Source organism: Roseibium sp. M-1 (assembly GCF_054515675.1).
The window spans coordinates 3,296,405-3,315,104 of record NZ_CM137257.1 but is presented as its reverse complement, the minus strand read 5'-3'; the positions used below and the strand labels follow the sequence as shown (position 1 = coordinate 3,315,104).

Sequence of the window (18,700 nt, the reverse complement as noted above, 5' to 3'; positions counted from 1 at the left end):
ATCACAGGTTGATGATCGATCTGAAGACAATGCTCCTTCTGGAATTCGCGACAACGGCCTTCATGGCCGTGGCGTGGATGCTTGTCTGGATCATCTGGCGGCAGATCTTTGAGCTGAAGGTGATTGCGGCCGGTTTCATCGCGGTCGCCGCGGGTCTTTTTCTCTATCTGCAGCGCGGGCCTGACCCGTCGCTTGTCCGCATCGTTACCGACAACATGGTCATCAAGTTCGGCCTGGTGCTGTGGGCGGATGGTCTCGCGCGATTTCTCGGACAGCGAAGCCTGCTACGGATCGGCCTTGTCTGCCTGGCCGCCCAGTTTCTCTCCTGGACCTGGGCAGTCTTTTCTTTTCCCTCGGACCTGGCCTTCCGCATTCACGCCTCGACCGCGTTCACCGTCGTCATGATGAGCCTGATGATCCGCACGCTCGTTATCGACCGGAGCCAGCCCCGGTTTCTGCGCTGGATCACCATTGCACTGCTGGCGGAATATGTCGGGGCGAGCCTCCTGCAAAGTGCGCTCGTCTATCTCCATCCGGCGACGGTCGCCAACAGCCGGGTGCTCAGCGACATCAACGCCTGGTACTTCTTCCAGGGCCACATGTTCATCGTCGGCTTCTTCATCTGCCTGGTCTTCATGGTGGGCATGCGATTGTCGATGGATCTGCGCGACCGCAACGGCGCACTCGCCCGGGAAGTGTCCCTGCGCCGCCGGCTGGAAGGGGAATTGTCTGCCAGTCTGGAAGGGGAAAAGACCGCCCGCCAGGAACAGCGCCAGCTCATGCGCATGGTCAGCCATGAATTCCGCACCCCGCTGGCAGCAATCCGATATGCCAGCGACATGCTGTCGGTGATGCTGGAAAACCCCTCCGAGGCAATCGCCAAGCGGCTGCGCGGCATCGACCAGGCCGTCTCCAGGATGACCATGCTGATCGACCGGTTCCTGGCCGGTGAACGGCAACTGGAGGGGGTTCTCAATCTCGAACGGATCGATCTTCCCGAGCTCGTCAAAGACGTGCAACGGCATTTCGATCATGCCGGTCTCAGAGACCGCCTGCATTACAGCAGCATCGCCCATCTGCCGGATTTCCGGGCGGATCTGGAAATGCTGCGCACCGTGGTCCTCAACCTGATCGACAATGCGCTCAAATATTCCGCCGGGGACAGCGTGGTCGATGTTTCGGTACATGTGCGCGACGACCTGCTGGTCATCGAGGTTTCGGACCGGGGCATCGGCGTGCCCCAGGAGGAACTCGACCGGATCGGCGACCGCTTCTACCGGGCGTCGAACACCAGCGGCACCGGCGGCAGCGGCCTCGGGCTTCACACCTGCAGGCAACTGGTGCGCTATCATTTGGGACACATGGAGCTGCGCCAACGTGACGGCGGTGGCACGATTGCCAGCGTTTATCTGCCCGGTGCCGGGCAAAAGACAGATGAATCGGTAAACTTGCGGGAGGAGGAACCGGTATGAGCAGGATCCTGATCGTGGAGGACGAAAGTGCCCTGCGCGCCGACCTGGTGGACTATATGAGCCTCAACCGCTTTGACGTTGCCGGCGCCGGCAGCGCCGCAGAGATGTGGCAGACGCTTGCGGAGAACGGGCTTCCCGATGTGCTGGTTCTCGATATCACGCTGCCCGACGGCAACGGCTTCGATCTCGCCGAGCAGCTGCGGGAAAAACACGACACCTGCGGCATCATCATGCTGACCGCCCATGGCGATACGGAGAGCCGGGTGCGGGGGTTCGACAGCGGCGCCGATATCTATCTGGTCAAGCACACCAGCCTCCGGGAAATCCTGGCCGCGGTCCAGAGCCTGTTGCGCAGGCTGCCGAGCGGCTCCGGTGAAGGGGGCGGCGGGCCCGAATGGGTTCTCGACAGTGTCTCCTGGAAGCTGCGGCCGCCGGAAGGCATGGCCATCAAGCTGACCGCAACGGAAAAGACTTTCCTCGAGGCGCTTGTGGTCAAGTCCGGCGCGACCTGCACAAGGGAGGACCTTGCCCGCCAGCTGGCCAGCCGCCAGACCCAGTTCGACAACCGGCATCTCGATGCGGTCGTCAGCCGTCTTAGGCGCAAGATCCAGGACCAGACCGGCGTGGAGCCGCCGATCAAATCGGTCTACGGCGTCGGCTATTCGTTCAGCGCGGTGTGCAAGGTGGACAGCTAGAGCATCGTGCGTTCGGGAGAACGCACGATGCTCTACCACTATAAGATCGATCAGCTTTTGGACGCCCAACCGTTTCCGGTTGTGCGTCCGCTGATCTGGAGCATCGTGCGTTCGAGAGAGCGCACCTAAGATGCTCTACCACTATAAGATCGATCAGCTTTTGGACGCCCAACCGTTTCCGGTTGTGCGTCCGCTGATCTGGAGCATCGTGCGTTCGGGAGAGCGCACCTAAGATGCACTACCACTTCAAGATCGATCAGCTTTTGGATGCTCAACCGTTTCCGGTTGTGCGTCCGCTGATTTAGCCCCGGCAGGCTTGCGTCTCGTCCTAAGGGGTCTTCGACGAATAGTAGTAGGCAATGGCCTGTGCGCGGGTCTTGACCGAAAGCTTGTCGTAGATGTTGGAGAGATGAAACTTCACCGTGTTGGTGGAAATCTCCAGCTGTTTCGACAGGTCCCGGTTAGACAGGCCCTTGGAAAGCGCTTCCAGGATTGCCCGCTCCTTCTGCGACAGGCTGTGGATCGGGTCCTGCTGCATGGTGCGCACGTCGATGAACGGAAACACCATTTTTCCGGCCGCCACTTCGGCACAGGTTTGCAGCAAGCTTTCTACGGGCCCGGAGCGGGGCACGAAACCGGCGGCGCCCGCCTGCATCGCAAGGCGTGGCAGCTCGGCGATATTGTCGCCATAGACGACCAGTTTCGGGGCGGAGGCCTGTTCGCGCAGCACCTCGATCAATTTCGCCGCGCCCAGCACCGGCAGGTTCCAGTCGAGCACACCGACGGTCACGGGCACGCGCATGACGGTGCCCAGAAACCCTTCCGCCGTTGCCGAGGTCGCCACCAGCGAGAAGCGCGGGTCCCGGTCGAAGATCTCCGACATGGCCGACAGGACCAGCGGGTTGCTGTCGGCGAGCATGATTTCGATCGGTTTCATGACGAAACAGGCCTCATTCCGGCGTTGATTGTCAAAAACTACCCATCTGGGTAGGTAGCCTTGAAGACATCCTATCAGATTCCCGACATACGGGTAGGTAAAACCCCACCCAATTAGATACCCAAAAGCAGTAGCAAGTTACGTTGTGTCAAGTGGTCCGTTTCGGATTTTCTGATGCTCAGGAAAGAGGCAGGGCGGCTGCTCCGCTGCCCTCGATCCTCAAGACCGAAGTTCCAGACGAGGACCCAGACCGATGACAGCCCAGATCTTCCCGCCGCTCACCATCCCCGAAACGCTGGCAGCCGGCCCCGGTCCCGGCAACACCGATGCGCGTGTGCTGGCAGCCTTTGCCGGCGCGGGCGTCGCCGATCATATGCAGGGCGACGTCCTGCGCGGCATGATCGAGTGCAAGCACATGCTGCGTTCCATCTGGGGTACCAGGAACACCTACACCTTCGCGGTCGCCGGCACCGGCTTCAGCGCCCTCGATGCGATGTTTTCAGCAGTGATGCCGGGAGACACGGTCGTCGCTTTCACCAACGGTACGTTTTCGGGCATCGACGCGCTGACGCTTCGGATCAAGGCTGCAACGCGGGAAGAACTCGCCGCCGATGCCCTGAACCCCCAGGCCGCCGGTGTCACCGTGGTGGAGGTGCCGCACGGCGAGGCGGTTACGGGCGCGGTCGTCAATGCAGCCCTTGCCGCCCGGAAGCCGAAATGGGCCTTCATGGCCCATTGGGAGACCGGCTCCGGCTGCATCAACGACATTCGCGGCTTTTCGGAAGCCTGTGAGCGTCACGGTGTCCTGGGGCTGGTCGATGCAGTCTCTTCGCTTGGCGTCGAAGACTTCTCGATCGACGACTATCCGGGTGTCGCCGGCTGGGCCTCCTGCCCGCAAAAGGGCCTGTGCTGCCTGCCGCTCACCTACGCCCCGGTCAGCTTCACCGATGCCTATATCGCCTCGCTGAAGGCATCAGGTGCTTATACTTATGTGCACAATCCAATCTTCGAGGCCCGCCACTGGGGCATCGTCGACGGACAGGACGTCGAGAAGGGCACCTACCACCGCACCCATTCGGGTTATGCGGTCGCCGCCTTCCATGAAGCCCTGCGCCTGACGCTGGAGGAAGGCATTGCCCGCCGCGCCGCCGCTTATGCGCATCACGAAGCCGCCCTGCGCCAAGCGGTGATTGCCCTCGGCTGTAAAGTTACGTCCGACATGACCAGCCTGGTGGTGCTGAACCTGCCGAAGGAACTGGCTGGCCGTGAGATGGAACTGGTGCAGGCCTGCCGCGCGAACGGCTTCGGGATCTGGCCGACCCTGTCGGCCCCCGTGCAGATCCGCATCGGCATTCTCAACCAGCTGAACCCGGCAGCGATCCGGGAGATTGTCCGCCGCTTCGCCGAAGCGATGCAGGCGCTCGGAGGGAAGGCGGACCCGGCAGCCGCCGCAGCCTGTCTCGACGATCACTACGCAGGAGCCGTTGCAGCCGAATAACGCGAATAACAACACGGCCGAATGGGGCGGCCCTTTTGGGAGGAAAGCATGGATATTCACGAATATCAGGCCAAGGAAATCCTGTCGGGTTTCGGCGTCGAGGTGCCCCCGGGCGCGCTCGCCTACAGCCCCGAACAGGCCGCTTACCGGGCGCGTGAACTGGGCGGCGACCACTGGGTGGTGAAGGCGCAGGTGCATACCGGTGGCCGCGGCAAGGCGGGCGGCGTCAAGCTGTGCGCAAGCGACAGCGAGATCTTCGACGTCAGCGAGGGAATGTTCGGCAGCAAGCTGGTGACGCACCAGACCGGTCCGGAAGGCAAGGGGGTCTACAGGGTCTATGTGGAATCCGCCGTCCAGATCGAACGCGAGATCTATCTCGGCTTCGTACTCGACCGCTCCAGCCAGCGGGTGATGATCGTTGCTTCCGCCGAAGGCGGCATGGAGATCGAGGAAATCTCTGCGCAAAAGCCTGAAAGCATCGTTCGGGCGACGGTAGAACCGGCCGTTGGCCTGCGCGATTTCCAGGCCCGCGAGATCGCCTTTGCCCTGAAGCTGGAACCGGCGCTTGTGCAGCAGATGGTCCGAACACTCCAGGGCTGCTACCGCGCTTTTACAGAACTTGACGCCACCATGGTCGAGATCAACCCGCTTGTGGTGACGGGTGACGGCCGCATCCTGGCGCTCGATGCCAAGATGAGTTTTGACGACAACGCCCTCTTCCGCCATCCGCAGGTCAGTGAGCTGCGCGACAAAAGCCAGGAAAACCCGCGCGAAAGCCGCGCCGCCGACAGGGGGCTCTCCTATGTCGGTCTCGACGGCAACATCGGCTGCATCGTCAACGGCGCGGGCCTCGCCATGGCGACCATGGACACGATCATGCTGTCGGGTGGCGCCCCGGCCAACTTTCTCGATATCGGCGGCGGCGCTTCGCCCGAACGTGTCGCCAAGGCGTTCCGCCTAGTGCTGAGCGACAGCAAGGTGCAGGCGGTGCTGGTCAATATCTTCGCCGGCATCAACCGCTGCGACTGGGTCGCCGAAGGTGTGGTGCAGGCTCTGCGCGAATTGCAGATCGACATTCCCGTGGTGGTCCGCCTCGCGGGCACCAATGTGGAGGAAGGGCAGAAGATCCTGGCCCAGTCGGGGCTGCCCGTCATCCGCGCCTCCAACCTGATGGAAGCCGCCCAGAGGGTGGTCGGCGCCTGGAAAAACGATCTGGCACAAGCAACCGAGGTGAGGGCCGCGTTATGAGCATTCTTCTGGACCGCAATTCCCGTGTCATCGTCCAGGGCATCACCGGGCGGATCGCGCAGTTTCACACCAGGGAAATGACCCGCTACGGCACCAACGTGGTCGGCGGCGTCGTCCCGGGCAAGGGCGGCGAGACTGTCGACGGCATTCCGGTGTTCGACACCGTAAAGCAGGCGGTGGCCGCCACCGGCGCAGACACCAGCCTCGTCTTCGTGCCGCCTCCCTTTGCCGCCGACGGCATCATGGAAGCTGCGGATGCGGGCATCCGCTACTGTGTCTGCATCACCGACGGCATTCCCGCACAGGACATGATCCGGGTCAAACGCTACATGTACCGCTATCCCAAGGAGCGGCGCATGGTGCTGACCGGGCCGAACTGCGCCGGCACGATCTCGCCGGGCAAGGCGCTGCTCGGCATCATGCCGGGGCATATCTACCTGCCCGGACATGTCGGCATCGTCAGCCGCTCCGGTACGCTCGGTTATGAAGCCGCGGCACAGCTGAAGGAGCGCGGCATCGGCGTCTCCACCAGTGTCGGCATCGGCGGCGATCCGATCAATGGGTCGTCCTTCCGCGATATCCTGGCCGAGTTCGAGGCGGACGATGACACCCATATCATCGCCATGATCGGCGAGATCGGCGGGCCGCAGGAGGCGGAAGCAGCTGATTTCATCCGCAGCCACGTCACCAAGCCGGTGGTTGCCTATGTGGCGGGCCTGACGGCGCCCAAGGGACGCACCATGGGCCACGCGGGCGCGATCATCTCCGCCTTCGGCGAAAGCGCGTCGGAGAAGGTCGAGATCCTCAACGCCGCCGGCGTCATCGTCGCCGAGAACCCGGCCGTCATCGGCGAGACCATCGCCAATGTGTGGAAGAGGGCCGCGTAATGGTGAAACCCTCCGTCTTCGTCACCCGGCGCTGGCCCGCGGCCGTCGAGGCACAGCTTGCGGAAAGCTACAATGCCGTCTTCAACACCAGCGACAGGCCCCTAGGGCCTGCCGATCTGCGCGAAGCCCTCAAGGCCCACGATGCGGTGCTGCCGACGGTGACCGACAGGCTGGGTGCCGAGGTGCTGGAGAAATCGGGCGCAAAGGCACGCATCCTTGCCAATTACGGCGTCGGCTACAGCCACATCTGCGAAGCTTCCGCGCGGAACCTGGGTCTGACCGTCACCAACACGCCGGACGTTCTTTCCGAATGCACGGCGGATCTTGCCATGACGCTGCTGCTGATGGCCGCCCGCCGAGCCGGCGACGGCGAACGCGAGCTGCGGGCGGGCAAATGGCAGGGCTGGCGGCCAACGCATCTGATCGGCACCAAGGTCAGCGGCAAGACGCTCGGCATCATCGGCTTCGGCCGCATCGGCCGGGAAATGGCGCGCCGGGCCCATTTCGGCTTCGGCATGAAGATCGTCGTCCACAATCGCAGCCGGGTGGATCCCGCGGTTCTGGCGGAATTCGGCGCGGTGCAGGCCTCTTCCATCGATGATCTGCTGCCGGAGTGCGATTTCGTCTCGCTGCACTGTCCGGGCGGCGTCGGCAACCGGCATCTGATCGATGCGCGGCGGCTGGACCTGATGAAACCGGATGCCTTCCTCATCAACACCGCCCGCGGCGAGGTGGTCGACGAAGCGGCGCTGGTGCAGGCGCTGATCTTCGAGACGATCGGCGGGGCTGCCCTCGATGTCTTCGACGGTGAACCGAAGGTCAATCCGGCGCTCCTGCACTGCGACAATGTGGTGCTGCTGCCGCATCTGGGCAGCGCCACCCGCGAGGCGCGCGAGGCCATGGGCTTCCGTGTTCTCGACAATCTCGGCGACTTCTTCGCCGGCCGCGATCCGCGCGACCGGGTGATCTGAACCGCATCAATGACATTGGCTGGTCAGCCGGCCCCGATATTCTGGAGACCCGACATGAGCTTTCATTCCGTCGAGCAGGCACCCGCGCGCCTCAACCGCAGCGAACTCGCCGTTCCCGGCAGCCAGCCGGAGATGTTCGAGAAGGCGGCTGCTTCCGCTGCCGACGTCATCTTCCTCGATCTGGAGGACGCCGTCGCGCCGGACGAAAAGGACCAGGCGCGCAAGAACATCATTCAGGCCCTCAACGACATTGACTGGCACGGCAAGACCATGTCGGTGCGCATCAACGGGCTCGACACCCATTACATGTACCGCGACGTGGTGGATGTGGTCGAACAGGCAGGCGCGCATCTCGACCTGCTCATGATCCCCAAGGTCGGCACGGCGGCGGATGTCTATGCGCTCGACATGCTGGTGACGCAGATCGAGACGGCCAGGGGTTACCAGAAACGCATCGGATTCGAGCACATTATCGAGACCGCGCTCGGCATGCAGAATGTCCACGCCATCGCCTCGGCCTCAAAGCGCAACGAAAGCCTGCATTTCGGCGTTGCCGACTACGCCGCCAGCACGAGGGCGCGCACCACGATCATCGGCGGTGTCAATCCGGACTATGCGGTCCTGACCGATCCGGCCGGAGACGGAGCCCGCGAAACCCATTGGGGCGACATGTGGCACTACGCGCTCGCCCGCATGGTGGTCGCCGCCCGCGCCAACGGCCTGCGGCCGGTCGACGGGCCTTTTGGCGACTTCAAGGACCCGGACGGCTACCGCGCCGCCGCCCGCCGCGCCGCGGTTCTGGGCTGCGAAGGCAAATGGGCCATTCATCCGAGCCAGATCGCACTGGCAAACGAGGTCATGAGCCCGTCGGATGCCGAAGTCACCAAGGCGCAGCGCATCCTGGAAGCGATGGCCGCTGCCGCCGAGGCCGGCAAGGGCGCTGTGTCGCTCGACGGCCGTCTGATCGACTATGCCTCGATCCGCCAGGCCGAAGTGCTTGTGGCCAAGGCCGGACAGATCTCCAACGGTGTTGCCGCGCTGGCCTGAGGGCGGTGAGGGCTGGAAAAGAGGGCGTTTGATCGGACCCGGTGGAGCGCTCGAACACTGTCTGTCAGTTGCTCTCCTGGGTCGTTTGGAGCGGCTTAGTTGAGTTCACGGGTGCTTTCGCCGGAACTGTCTTCCTGTTCCTTGAGGGTTATTTCCTCAAAAGCTTCCTGAAACCGTTCCACGACCCAATCCGGCGTATTGAGGCTAAAGGCGAAGTTCAATTGAACGGTGTCCGCAAGAAACACGGTCTCATATTCGGTGGGATCGACGCCTGCCTCGGCAGCGAGCCTTTCAAAATTCTCCCACTGGATCGGAATGAAATCAATTCGGTCGGCCGCCAGCATCTTGATATTGAAAATACCCTGGCTGTTTACTGTCGTGTTCGCTTCCGGTATCCCGTGCCGCTTGGCAATAAGGGCGCTTGCGCTGTCGATGATTACGCCAACCTTGTATTTATGGAGGTCTTCAGACTTCTGAATTCTGAAGTTTCTTTCTTTTTTGCCAATGAAGTAGGATTCGAACTTCAGGATCGGGCCTGCCCACTTGAATAGCCTTTCTCTTTCAGGCGTGCGGCTCGTCGAGAAAAGGACCGTGTTCGGTTCATGCTGTGCCTGCAGGTAGGCCCGCGCCCATGGGAGAACAACGATATCTTCGCGGCCCTGTTTCGATCCGACTTTCCGCAAGATTTGGACCAGAAGATCGACTGTTTGCCCCTTCGCCACACCGTCATCCACGTAGTGATACGGTCGCCACTCCTCGGTCAGTAGTTTGAGGTTCGGGAAGGCTTCAGCCTGAGCTGCGGGTGGAATGAATGCCGGGGCGGTGAACATTATCAGGCAGGCAACAACGACCGCTTCCAATAGATTGGCCAAGTTGTTCGCAAACCCTTTCGGGGTTTTTTGATCTGCCATATTCAAATTCCGTCCCGCTGCGCTTTGCAGGCCTGAAGCCGGGGCACGAACAAATTGCTTCAGGAGTTAGAAAAGTAAAAATAGATTATTATTTGCAAAATAATGAAGCGTAAACTGAATATGCGTGACTGGGTAAATTTATGTCTTGATACGATTTATAGCTGCAGAAAATATGGATATCAATATCAGTAGTTTTCTACAAATTTACTATCTGAAGTTGCTAAAAGCCCCGCCGAACTCGCAATTGTGATCGATGTTGCCCTCCGGAAACCCGGTTTGGACAAATATCAACTGCAACAAGAACCAAACGCTGTGGGCACAGTTCGCACAGCGGTGGTGAGCGAACTACGCCTGCTCACTCCACGGTTCCACCGACAGCTCAGGCCACAAGGCCTGCATCCGTGCGGCCTTTTCCGCGTAGGTCTCCGGGTTGGGCTGGGAATAATTCGGCACCAGCCGCATGGCGAAGAGATTGGCGAGGCCGAAAGGGGCATGCAGCGCCATCCCTCCCTCCGCCTTCAGTCTTGCGGCGACGGCGTGCGTGCGGGCCGCATAAGTCGTGAGCGCGTCCATGGAGCAGTCGAGCGGCCGGTAGGGGCGGCCGAAGCGTTGCTGATACCAGAGGTGTACACGGGCCTGATTTCTGACTTCCAGCAGCGGTGCAAGGCGGGGCAGGGCGGCGTTGACCTTCTTGATAATCGCGTCCTCGGCTTCGTAGGAGAGGTCGGTGCCGTCGAAATAGATGACATCGAAATCCTTGATGCCATGCATCAGCGGCCGTCCCGTCAGCGCGTTCCAGGCGGTCTGGTAGAGACCTCCCGACACAAGCCAGGCATCGGGCAGACCGAGATCGCGTATCGCCGTCAGGATTTCCATGACATGCGGCGCGGACCGCAGGATATTTTCCAGGCGGGCGAGGCGGGTTTCTTCCGGAACCGCATAGGGATCACCGAGTGGCAAGTCGCTGTCCTGAAAGGTCGTTTCGATGCTCATCTGCAGCTCCTCGTCCAAGGGGGCAAGTTACCCGATTCTGATCGTGCCGGAACCAGCAGCAGGCACGCAGAAAACCTTGACTCGGCGGCGGCCAGCGCCATCTCCTTGAGGTGACTTCGTTCTTTCAGGATTTTTTAGATGAGCAGCTTCTCGAACAAACTGGCCCGCGCGGTCCTCTTCGGATTTGCATCGGTCCTTGTCACGACAGGTCCAGCCGCCGCCCGGCCCAATTCCAACGCGATGACATGCGCCCAGGTTCAGTCGATGATCAACCAGAACGGCGCCGTGGTTTTGAGCACCGGGCAGTATACGTTCGACCGCTATGTGTCGAACACGAATTTTTGCCAGCATGGCCAGATAACACGCTGGGACTATGTACCGACAAAGGACGCAAGAAAGTGCAGGGTCTCCCGCTGCATCGATCCACAGCCGTGGAGGTTCGACTGAGGCACGCCGAGGGATCACCTTCTGGAAATCATTGAAGACTGAATGGCTGGAGCTTGTAATGTTTGGCAACTGCAACAGGAGATGGCTTCGGACGAGGGGTGCTGCGCTGGTCACAGCCGGGTGCCTTCTTGCCGGGGCCAGCGTGACGGTGCAGGCGCAGGAAGCTCGTCCGGACACACGCCGGATGACTTGCAGCCAGGCCCAGGACCTTGTGCGCCAGCGCGGCACGATTGTGCTGACAACCGGACCGTCCACCTTTGACCGCTTCGTCGCCAACGGCCGCTATTGCGAGCCGAGGAACGCGCAGGTGCGGGCAAAATTCGCACCGACCAAGGACAATCCCCAATGCTCTGTCGGCTACCGGTGTTACCAGAACCGCGGACAAAGGTGAGAGCATCGATACTCCAAAGCGCTGCGGTGGCGGGACTTTGTCAAAAAACATTTTGCTCTTTTCCGGGCTTTGCAGGATCCGGGGGCATTAACCTGTTGCAATTCCGGGCTTCTTCACAATTATGAAACCGGGATTGCCTAATTCTGGAAATCACTGCCCTTTAATACATGGATTGGCCTGAGTTCTCAGGAAAGGTCTTGCGATGATCGGGAATAATACTGAGACACAGCTATCGATTGCAGGGCGGACGTCGCTCGCGGGCCTGGGTTTTTGCGCCCTGCTTTGGGCCGCCATGCCGGCGGAAGCCCAGACCCGGCGGCAGCCGGACACCACGCAGTTGACCTGTGCCCAGACCCACGACCTGATCCGCCGGTTCGGCGGCATCAACCTGAAGACCGGGCCCCACAAGTTCGACCGCTATGTGGTGAGCCGGAACCATTGTTTTGCAGGCCAGGCGGTTCGCACCACCCACGTACCGACGACCGACAGTCCAAGATGCTCGGTTCAGGTCTGCGTCGAGCCCAGCCAGAACAACCGCTAAACGAAAACGGCCGCGCGGAATTTCCGTGCGGCCGTTTTCCAGCACATCTCAAGATCGATCAGCTTTTGGACGCTCAACCGATTCCGGTTGTGCGTCCGCCGATCTTGAGCCGCTTCAATCCTATCCGCGCAGCGTGCCGCCGGTTGCCTTCTCGACGCTGGCGATGATCTTCTTCGCGACCGCGTCGATTTCTTCGTCGGTCAGGGTCTTCTGGCGCGGCTGCAGCGTCACGTCGATGGCGACCGACTTCTGGCCTTCCGGTACCCCCTGGCCCTCATAGATGTCGAACAGCGTAACGTCCTCGATCAGGGTCTTCTCCGCACCGCGGGCAGCTTTCAGGAGGGCCTCCGCGGAGACATCCTTGCCGACAAGGAAGGCAAAGTCGCGCTGGACCGGCATCAGGCCGCTGACGTTGAACGCACCCTTGGAGCGGCCACCCTTGCCCTTCGGTTCGGGCAGTGCATCGAGATAGATCTCGAACGCCACCAGCGGTCCTTCGATATCGAGCGCTGCCAGCGTGCGCGGATGAACTTCGCCGAAGACGGCAAGCGTGTTCTTCGGGCCCAGCTTCAGGCAGCCGGAGCGGCCCGGATGGAAGGTTGCCGGAGCATCTGCCATCACCATCAGCTTGTCGACCGGCGCGCCGATGGCGGCCAGTGCCGCTTCGGCGTCCGCCTTGGCGTCGAAGACGTCCACGATCCTGGATGTGCCCGACCAATGACGGCCGGCGCCGGCGAGCTTTGCCGTGCCGCGGCGCACACCGGCGGCGACCATCTTCTGGCCCTCCGGCGTATCGTTCTCGAACACCTGTCCGATTTCGAAGAGGGCAACGTCGCCGTGGCCGCGGTCGGCATTGCGCTGTGCGGCGGCAAGCAGACCCGGCAGCAGGCTTGGCCGCATGTCGGTCATCTCGCTGGAGATCGGGTTGGCTAGCTCCAGTGCGGCACTGCCGCCACCGAAAAGCGCCGCCTGATCCTTCGCGATGAACGACCAGGTGACCGCTTCGTTGAAACCACGGGTGGCAAGCGCCCGCCGGGCCTTGCCGCGGCGGATCTGGCCGGTGGTCAGGACCTTCTGGCCGACAGTGCCGGTGGGCGGCAGCGGCGTGAATGGCACCCGTTCCAGACCGATGATCCGCACGACTTCTTCCACGAGGTCAGCCTTGCCCTCAATGTCCGGCCGCCAGCTGGGAGCTGCGACCTTCACTGTCTCGCCGGATCCGGAGATCCAGAAGCCGAGCGCCTTCAGCGTGACATTGGCTTCCGCCGGCAGAATATCGACACCGGAGAGGCGCTTGATCTCGGAGTAGGGGAAATTGATGATGTTGCTGCTGTCCGGCACCTCGCCGGCCTGGATCGCTTCGGACGGTTCGCCGCCGCACAGGTCCAGCACCATGCGGGTGGCATATTCCAGCCCCGGCATCATGTAGTTCGGGTCGACGCCGCGCTCGAACCGGTAGCGCGCATCGGTGTTCACGCCAAGCTTGCGGCCGGTTGAGGCAATGCCGTCTTCGTCCCAGAGAGCGGACTCGATCAGGACGTTGACGGTGTCCTCGGTGCAGCCGGACGGCTCGCCGCCGAGAATGCCGCCAAGGCTTTCCACACCGTTGTCGTCGGAAATGACGCAGATCGTCTCGTCGAGCTCATAGCTCTTGCCATTGAGGCCATCGATCGTCTCGCCCTTTTTGCCGCGGCGGACGACGAGATTGCCGTGCACCTTGTCGGCATCGAAGACGTGCAGCGGCCGGCCCTGGTCGAAAGTGATGTAGTTGGTCATGTCGACGAGGGCATTGATCGGGCGAAGGCCGATGGCCGTCAGCCTGTCCTGCAGCCATTTCGGCGACGGGCCGTTCTTGACGCCCTTGACGAGACGCAGGCCGAAGGCCTTGCACATCGGCTTGGTGTCGCCGAAATCGAGCGTCACCGTGACCGGGCAGGGGAAGCTGCCGCGGATCTGTTCGTGGCTGCGTTCCTTCAGCTTGCCGAGGCCGGCGGCCGCGAGGTCGCGGGCAATGCCGTAGACACCGGTGCAGTCCGGACGGTTCGGCGTGAGGCCGATCTCGATCACCGGCTCGTCGAGGCCCGCCCACTTGGCGTATGACATGCCAACGGGCGCATCTTCCGGCAGGTCGATGATGCCGTCATGCTCTTCGGACAGTTCCAGTTCGCGCTCCGAGCACATCATGCCGAAGCTTTCGACGTCCCGGATCTTTCCGACCGAGAGCGTGACATTGAGGCCAGGGACATAGTCGCCCGGCTTGCCGAGCACGCCGACGAGACCGGCGCGGGCATTGGGAGCGCCGCAAACGACCTGCACCGGGTCGCCTTCGCCCGTGTCGACCTTCAGAACCCGCAGGCGGTCCGCATTCGGATGCTGCTCGGCTTCCAGAACCCTGGCGATCCGGAACGGCTTCAAGCGGTCGGCCTGGTTGGTGACCTCCTCGACTTCAAGCCCGATCAGGGTGAGACGGTCTACGATCTCCTCCAGGCTGGCGTCGGTTTCCAGATGCTCCTTGAGCCAGGAAAGGGTGAATTTCATTGTTCAAGTCTCTTCAAACGGGGTGCGGCACGCGAAGACCGCGAAACGGGTCGAAAGGTGTCAGTTGCCAAGGCGGTCCACTTCCGGGAGGATCGTTGCCGCGCCGTAGTTTTGGGCAAAGCGGCGGCCGATCTCGGAAAAGTCCTGCGTCCAGCCACGCACCATCTGCGGTGTGATCTGCTGCTTGGTGGCGATTGCCTGGGCAGCCTCCGTCTCTATGCGGTCGCGCAGGATGCCAAACTCGATCTGGGCGGCATACTCGGCCCGGTATTTGCCGAGCCAGCCCATGGCAACGATCACCACCATTACCAGAAGCGCAGCCGTGCTGGTGAGGCCCGCCCACTTGGCGGTGCCGCCGATGCGCCGGTCGCTGGCGATCAGGACGATCGAGGCGATCGTCAGAAACGCCACGATATAGATCGCCTGCAGGAAGCTCTGGTATTTCTCTGCCGAACTCGCTTCATGACCGGCCCGCAGCCGTGTGATGCGGTCGCGCAGGTAAAGCAGCGCGTCGGCCTCTGTGCCGAGCTTGTCCTTGAAATAGGTGTCGCAGAACCGCAGCCGGCCCCGTTCCTCGATCTTTTCCGCGCAGGCTTCGAGGAAAGAAGTCGGCGTTGCAACACGCGTGTCCTGGTCAGCCGTCTGGGCTGCCGCGGGAAGAACGGCAGCTATCAGCAGAACGGTCGTGACGACGATGCGGATCATGAATGACATGGATGAACGCCCCCAAATCAGGCGGTTAACTGGACAGGCCGCCGAACAGCGTCGGCAGGTCGAGCGGGCGGAAGCCGTAGTGCTGGATCCAGCGGACATCGGCGTCGAAGAAAGCGCGCAAGTCGGGCATGCCGTATTTCAGCATGGCGATGCGGTCGATGCCCATGCCCCAGGCAAAGCCCTGGTAGACATCCGGGTCGAGGCCGCAATTGCGGATGACGTTCGGATGGACCATGCCGCAGCCAAGGATCTCCAGCCAGTCCTCGCCCTGGCCGATCTTCACCTCGCCACCGGAGCGGTCGCACTGGATGTCGACTTCCATGGACGGCTCGGTGAAGGGGAAGAAGCTCGGGCGGAAGCGCATCTTGATGTCGTCGACTTCGAAGAAGGCCTTGCAGAACTCGCGCAGCACCCATTTCAGATGGCCGAAATGGCTGCCCTTGTCGATGACGAGGCCTTCCACCTGGTGGAACATCGGCGTGTGGGTCTGGTCGCTGTCGCAGCGATAGGTTCGGCCCGGAATGATGACGCGGATCGGCGGTTCCTGCTCACGCATGGTGCGGATCTGCACCGGCGAGGTATGAGTGCGCAGCAGTAGCCGTTCGCCGTCTTCTTTCGGATTGAAGAAGAACGTGTCGTGCATCTCGCGCGCCGGATGGCCTTCGGGGAAGTTCAGCGCGGTGAAGTTCAGCTCATCTGTTTCGATATCCGGACCTTCGGCGACGGAAAAACCCATGTCGGCAAAAATCGCCGTCAACTCGTCGACAACCTGGCTGACCGGGTGGATCCGGCCGGTTTCCGTCGGCGAGGCGCGCAGCGGCAGGGTGATGTCGACCTTCTCGCTGGCAAGGCGAGCTTCAAGGGCCGCCTCCGCCAGCACGTCCTTGCGGGCGGAGATGGCGTCGGTGATCTTGGCCTTGAGGCCGTTGAGGGCCGGGCCCATCACCTGGCGTTCTTCCGGGGTCATCTTGCCGAGCGTCTTCATCTGCTCGGAGATCGATCCCTTCTTGCCAAGCGCGCCGACGCGGATCTCTTCCAGGGCGGCTTCGGTCCCGGCGCCTTCGATTGCGGCCAGAAGATCGGATTCAAGTGTGTCGAGATTGGACATGCGTACTCGGTCGTCGGTTCGCGCGCGGCGCGCGCTTCAAGTCGAAACAGAAAGTCGGGGTCTTTTAGCGAATAATGACGCCGATTGCCACGGCCAGATATGCATTATTGCGTGAGAACCCGGAGACGGGAAAAGTGCCGGGAATAAAGCGCGTTAGCGCGTAAATCGCCCGCAGGCTGGGCCCTGCAGCTCGATGAGGCGCACGGCATCGACATCAAGCCGGCAGGTGTCATGGCCTGGGCAGGAGAGGCAGAGATATGCGGCGCGGTTACTCATGGGCCGCCAATGTAGCGAAAGGCCGGGGGAAGGCAAGCGGAAATGGGGGAGACGTTTTCAGGCATTCTTACCCTCATCCTGAGGAGGACCTTCAGGTCCGTCTCGAAGGATGGGCCGCTTGTTCTAAGCGTGCCGCCCATCCTGCGAGACAGCGCTGACGCGCTTCCTCAGGATGAGGAGGAATTTTCGGGCACGATCGCTCGCGACCCCACTGTCATGTATGGACAAGCGCAGCTATGCTAGACTTGTCCGGAATGAACGGAAGTGGGGCAAGGCCTCAATCCACCACCACATCCGCCCCCTTCGGTCTCCCGATCGAGGCCTGCAGCTCCTTGCGCAGCCAGTCGCCGAAAGCCTTCTTGGCCTTGGTCTGCGGAGCATTCCTGCCGCTGATCAGCCAGTAGGCGCTGCCCGTCGCCGGGCGCTCGGGGAAGGGGGCGATGACCTGGCCGGATTTGACGGCGTAGACGGCAAGCGTTTCCCAGGCGAGAAAGACGCCCTGGCCGGCAATGGCTGCGTCGAGGCACAGCGAGCCGTCGGAGAAGGTCGGGCCATCCTGCAGGATGCTTTCGTCGAGACCGAAAAGATCGAGCCAGGTCTTCCAGGTGAACATCTGTCCCGGATCGCGGATGATCGGCAGTTTGCCGATGTCTTTCGGCTCCCCGACCTGTCTGGCCAGCGCCGGGCTCATGACCGGAAACACCCGTTGTTGTAGCAATTGCTCGGCCTTGACGCCGGGATAGGGCCCCTTGCCGACGCGGATGCAGAGGTCGACATCGCTTGTGTCCGGATCGACAAGATCGACAGTTGCCTCCACCCGGACGCGAATGCCCGGATGGGCCTTGCTGAAATCCTTCAGGTGCCAGACAAGCCACTTGCCGGCAAAGACGGGCGCGACCGAAATCGTGAGCGCATCCTCGCGGCCGCGCTGGGTGGTGGCAATTGCAGTCGCCAGAGACGACATCGCGCTGGTCAGATGCGGCTGCATCGCCAGCATATGCGCGGTTGGCAGCAGCATCCGGTTCTGCCGCTCGAAAAGCTGCACGCCTAGCTGGGCCTCGGTCTTCTGCACCTGCTGGCTGACGGCGCCGACAGTGACGCCGAGCGCGTCCGCTGCCGCTTTTGCCGAACCGAGGCGCATGACGGCTTCCACGGCCCTCAGGCCCGAGAGATGGATCTGGTTGAGGTTTTTCATTTTAGAAAAGCTAAATCGAAACGCAGAAGAAGTCGATTTTTTTCTGAGGCGCAGGCACGTATATAGGGAGCATAGCTAAATTCATTACAAAGGAATTTGGCCATGCAAAAAACAACAATAAGGAAAGTGAAACTCATGATGAAACTGTTTATGCGCCGCCAGCTCACCGCTCGTCCGGCTTCCGCTTACGACCGCACCGACCCGCTGTCCCATCCGGCAATCGTGCGCATGTCCCAGCGCGAACTCGCCGACCTGCCGCTCAACCGGCGCTAAGGCTAACGACCGGCTGAAACGCCGGTCACAAGATCCTCTGATCGACCCTCCCTGATGGAGCGGCCGATTGGACCAAACGAGAAAACCAGAAAACGGCGCCAGGGCGGACAGCCCGGCGCCGTTTCTGTTTTAAGGGGGTCCGCTTTCTGTCTCAGACAGCAACCGGCAGCCTGTCCGCATATTGCGCGACGCCGTTGCCGAAGGACCAGTTCTCCATTTTTGTCTCAATCAGATTGATGAAGATGTCTTCCGGCCGGATGCCAACCTCACGCGCCAGGCCCCGGGCGATGCGGTTGAAGAGAGCCTTCTTCTTCTCCGCCGTGCGGGTGTCGCTGACCGTCAGCTGGATGATGATCAGATCGTCGGAGCGGGCGATATTCAGATAGTGGCGCCCGAACAGGAAGTCTGACCGGCCGTGTTCGGTGATCATCATGAACTTGTCGTCCATCGGCACGTCGAAGGTCTCGCGCATCGCCTGGTAAATCTCGTCGAGAATGGCAGTCTTCTGGGCATCCGTCCGGGTGCCCTTCAGAATGGAAACGTTTGTCAGCGGCATCG

19 protein-coding genes are annotated in these 18,700 nt (G+C 61.8%); 11 read left to right on the top strand and 8 right to left on the bottom strand.

Annotated features, from left to right (window positions below):
- The first annotated feature begins 11 nt into the window (after positions 1-11).
- Together ACX3M4_RS14960 and ACX3M4_RS14955 are read left to right on the top strand one after the other, a co-directional pair.
- Complete coding sequence (locus ACX3M4_RS14960; RefSeq protein WP_459353802.1) at positions 12-1,472, top strand: sensor histidine kinase; 1,461 nt, start codon at positions 12-14, stop codon at positions 1,470-1,472.
- A complete protein-coding gene (locus tag ACX3M4_RS14955) occupies positions 1,469-2,167 on the top strand; it encodes a response regulator transcription factor (RefSeq protein WP_459353801.1) in 699 nt (232 codons plus the stop codon). The genes ACX3M4_RS14960 and ACX3M4_RS14955 overlap by 4 nt, the downstream gene beginning before the upstream one ends.
- A gap of 328 nt (positions 2,168-2,495) precedes the next feature.
- Here ACX3M4_RS14955 and ACX3M4_RS14950 read toward each other — a convergent pair whose 3' ends face one another.
- On the bottom strand, positions 2,496-3,104 hold the full coding sequence (locus ACX3M4_RS14950) for a response regulator transcription factor (RefSeq protein ID WP_459353800.1): 609 nt from the start codon (positions 3,102-3,104) through the stop codon (positions 2,496-2,498).
- Positions 3,105-3,357: 253 nt separating this feature from the next.
- Between ACX3M4_RS14950 and ACX3M4_RS14945 the strand changes: the two genes are divergently transcribed.
- Genes ACX3M4_RS14945 through ACX3M4_RS14925 form a run of 5 tightly spaced genes read left to right on the top strand, consistent with a single transcriptional unit; the run spans position 3,358 to position 8,755 of the window.
- On the top strand, positions 3,358-4,602 hold the full coding sequence (locus tag ACX3M4_RS14945) for an aminotransferase (RefSeq protein ID WP_459353799.1): 1,245 nt from the start codon (positions 3,358-3,360) through the stop codon (positions 4,600-4,602).
- A gap of 48 nt (positions 4,603-4,650) precedes the next feature.
- Entirely contained in the window at positions 4,651-5,850 is a 1,200-nt protein-coding gene (locus ACX3M4_RS14940; RefSeq protein WP_459353798.1) for a malate--CoA ligase subunit beta, read from the top strand.
- On the top strand, positions 5,847-6,737 hold the full coding sequence (sucD, locus tag ACX3M4_RS14935) for a succinate--CoA ligase subunit alpha (protein WP_459359343.1): 891 nt from the start codon (positions 5,847-5,849) through the stop codon (positions 6,735-6,737). Before ACX3M4_RS14940 ends, sucD begins: the two co-directional genes overlap by 4 nt.
- A complete protein-coding gene (locus tag ACX3M4_RS14930) occupies positions 6,737-7,708 on the top strand; it encodes a 2-hydroxyacid dehydrogenase (protein ID WP_459359342.1) in 972 nt (323 codons plus the stop codon). The genes sucD and ACX3M4_RS14930 overlap by 1 nt, the downstream gene beginning before the upstream one ends.
- Positions 7,709-7,762: 54 nt before the next feature.
- Positions 7,763-8,755: an HpcH/HpaI aldolase/citrate lyase family protein gene (locus ACX3M4_RS14925; protein WP_459359341.1), complete on the top strand. Its 993-nt coding sequence runs from the start codon at positions 7,763-7,765 to the stop codon at positions 8,753-8,755.
- Between the two features lie 95 nt (positions 8,756-8,850).
- Here the strand turns inward: ACX3M4_RS14925 and ACX3M4_RS14920 are convergent, their stop codons facing one another.
- Together ACX3M4_RS14920 and ACX3M4_RS14915 are read right to left on the bottom strand one after the other, a co-directional pair.
- Positions 8,851-9,666 carry a substrate-binding periplasmic protein gene (locus ACX3M4_RS14920; protein ID WP_459359340.1) on the bottom strand — a complete coding sequence of 272 codons (816 nt, stop codon included), beginning with the start codon at positions 9,664-9,666 and terminating at the stop codon, positions 8,851-8,853.
- A gap of 345 nt (positions 9,667-10,011) precedes the next feature.
- On the bottom strand, positions 10,012-10,659 hold the full coding sequence (locus ACX3M4_RS14915; RefSeq protein WP_459359339.1) for a nucleotidyltransferase family protein: 648 nt from the start codon (positions 10,657-10,659) through the stop codon (positions 10,012-10,014).
- 138 nt (positions 10,660-10,797) lie between these two features.
- Between ACX3M4_RS14915 and ACX3M4_RS14910 the strand changes: the two genes are divergently transcribed.
- The 3 genes from ACX3M4_RS14910 to ACX3M4_RS14900 all read left to right on the top strand — a co-directional run bounded on the left by ACX3M4_RS14910 (position 10,798) and on the right by ACX3M4_RS14900 (position 12,038).
- Positions 10,798-11,106 carry a hypothetical protein gene (locus ACX3M4_RS14910; RefSeq protein WP_459359338.1) on the top strand — a complete coding sequence of 103 codons (309 nt, stop codon included), beginning with the start codon at positions 10,798-10,800 and terminating at the stop codon, positions 11,104-11,106.
- 58 nt (positions 11,107-11,164) lie between these two features.
- On the top strand, positions 11,165-11,497 hold the full coding sequence (locus tag ACX3M4_RS14905) for a hypothetical protein (protein WP_459359337.1): 333 nt from the start codon (positions 11,165-11,167) through the stop codon (positions 11,495-11,497).
- A gap of 202 nt (positions 11,498-11,699) precedes the next feature.
- On the top strand, positions 11,700-12,038 hold the full coding sequence (locus ACX3M4_RS14900) for a hypothetical protein (protein WP_459359336.1): 339 nt from the start codon (positions 11,700-11,702) through the stop codon (positions 12,036-12,038).
- A 120-nt stretch (positions 12,039-12,158) separates the two neighbouring features.
- Here ACX3M4_RS14900 and pheT read toward each other — a convergent pair whose 3' ends face one another.
- The 4 genes from pheT to ACX3M4_RS14880 form a co-directional block, all read right to left on the bottom strand.
- Complete coding sequence (pheT, locus tag ACX3M4_RS14895; RefSeq protein ID WP_459359335.1) at positions 12,159-14,576, bottom strand: phenylalanine--tRNA ligase subunit beta; 2,418 nt, start codon at positions 14,574-14,576, stop codon at positions 12,159-12,161.
- A 60-nt stretch (positions 14,577-14,636) separates the two neighbouring features.
- A complete protein-coding gene (locus ACX3M4_RS14890; RefSeq protein ID WP_459359334.1) occupies positions 14,637-15,290 on the bottom strand; it encodes a phenylalanyl-tRNA synthetase subunit alpha in 654 nt (217 codons plus the stop codon).
- 25 nt (positions 15,291-15,315) lie between these two features.
- Complete coding sequence (pheS, locus tag ACX3M4_RS14885; protein ID WP_459359333.1) at positions 15,316-16,398, bottom strand: phenylalanine--tRNA ligase subunit alpha; 1,083 nt, start codon at positions 16,396-16,398, stop codon at positions 15,316-15,318.
- Positions 16,399-16,951: 553 nt separating this feature from the next.
- Positions 16,952-17,869: a LysR substrate-binding domain-containing protein gene (locus ACX3M4_RS14880; protein ID WP_459359332.1), complete on the bottom strand. Its 918-nt coding sequence runs from the start codon at positions 17,867-17,869 to the stop codon at positions 16,952-16,954.
- 135 nt (positions 17,870-18,004) lie between these two features.
- On the opposite strand from ACX3M4_RS14880, the gene ACX3M4_RS14875 reads away from it, so the two are divergent.
- Positions 18,005-18,142: a hypothetical protein gene (locus ACX3M4_RS14875; RefSeq protein ID WP_459359331.1), complete on the top strand. Its 138-nt coding sequence runs from the start codon at positions 18,005-18,007 to the stop codon at positions 18,140-18,142.
- Positions 18,143-18,293: 151 nt separating this feature from the next.
- Here the strand turns inward: ACX3M4_RS14875 and ACX3M4_RS14870 are convergent, their stop codons facing one another.
- On the bottom strand, positions 18,294-18,698 hold the full coding sequence (locus ACX3M4_RS14870) for a tautomerase family protein (protein WP_459359330.1): 405 nt from the start codon (positions 18,696-18,698) through the stop codon (positions 18,294-18,296).
- Between the last annotated feature and the right edge of the window lie 2 nt (positions 18,699-18,700).

Coding starts and splice junctions, on each gene's coding strand:
- ACX3M4_RS14875 (WP_459359331.1), top strand. CDS start 18,005: ATGATGAAACTGTTTATGCGCCGCCAGCTCACCGCTCGTCCGGCTTCC.
- pheS (WP_459359333.1), bottom strand. CDS start 16,398: ATGTCCAATCTCGACACACTTGAATCCGATCTTCTGGCCGCAATCGAA.
- ACX3M4_RS14880 (WP_459359332.1), bottom strand. CDS start 17,869: ATGAAAAACCTCAACCAGATCCATCTCTCGGGCCTGAGGGCCGTGGAA.
- ACX3M4_RS14930 (WP_459359342.1), top strand. CDS start 6,737: ATGGTGAAACCCTCCGTCTTCGTCACCCGGCGCTGGCCCGCGGCCGTC.
- ACX3M4_RS14870 (WP_459359330.1), bottom strand. CDS start 18,698: ATGCCGCTGACAAACGTTTCCATTCTGAAGGGCACCCGGACGGATGCC.
- ACX3M4_RS14925 (WP_459359341.1), top strand. CDS start 7,763: ATGAGCTTTCATTCCGTCGAGCAGGCACCCGCGCGCCTCAACCGCAGC.
- ACX3M4_RS14955 (WP_459353801.1), top strand. CDS start 1,469: ATGAGCAGGATCCTGATCGTGGAGGACGAAAGTGCCCTGCGCGCCGAC.
- ACX3M4_RS14940 (WP_459353798.1), top strand. CDS start 4,651: ATGGATATTCACGAATATCAGGCCAAGGAAATCCTGTCGGGTTTCGGC.
- ACX3M4_RS14960 (WP_459353802.1), top strand. CDS start 12: ATGATCGATCTGAAGACAATGCTCCTTCTGGAATTCGCGACAACGGCC.
- ACX3M4_RS14945 (WP_459353799.1), top strand. CDS start 3,358: ATGACAGCCCAGATCTTCCCGCCGCTCACCATCCCCGAAACGCTGGCA.
- ACX3M4_RS14910 (WP_459359338.1), top strand. CDS start 10,798: ATGAGCAGCTTCTCGAACAAACTGGCCCGCGCGGTCCTCTTCGGATTT.
- pheT (WP_459359335.1), bottom strand. CDS start 14,576: ATGAAATTCACCCTTTCCTGGCTCAAGGAGCATCTGGAAACCGACGCC.
- ACX3M4_RS14905 (WP_459359337.1), top strand. CDS start 11,165: ATGTTTGGCAACTGCAACAGGAGATGGCTTCGGACGAGGGGTGCTGCG.
- ACX3M4_RS14900 (WP_459359336.1), top strand. CDS start 11,700: ATGATCGGGAATAATACTGAGACACAGCTATCGATTGCAGGGCGGACG.
- ACX3M4_RS14950 (WP_459353800.1), bottom strand. CDS start 3,104: ATGAAACCGATCGAAATCATGCTCGCCGACAGCAACCCGCTGGTCCTG.
- sucD (WP_459359343.1), top strand. CDS start 5,847: ATGAGCATTCTTCTGGACCGCAATTCCCGTGTCATCGTCCAGGGCATC.
- ACX3M4_RS14920 (WP_459359340.1), bottom strand. CDS start 9,666: ATGGCAGATCAAAAAACCCCGAAAGGGTTTGCGAACAACTTGGCCAAT.
- ACX3M4_RS14890 (WP_459359334.1), bottom strand. CDS start 15,290: ATGTCATTCATGATCCGCATCGTCGTCACGACCGTTCTGCTGATAGCT.
- ACX3M4_RS14915 (WP_459359339.1), bottom strand. CDS start 10,659: ATGAGCATCGAAACGACCTTTCAGGACAGCGACTTGCCACTCGGTGAT.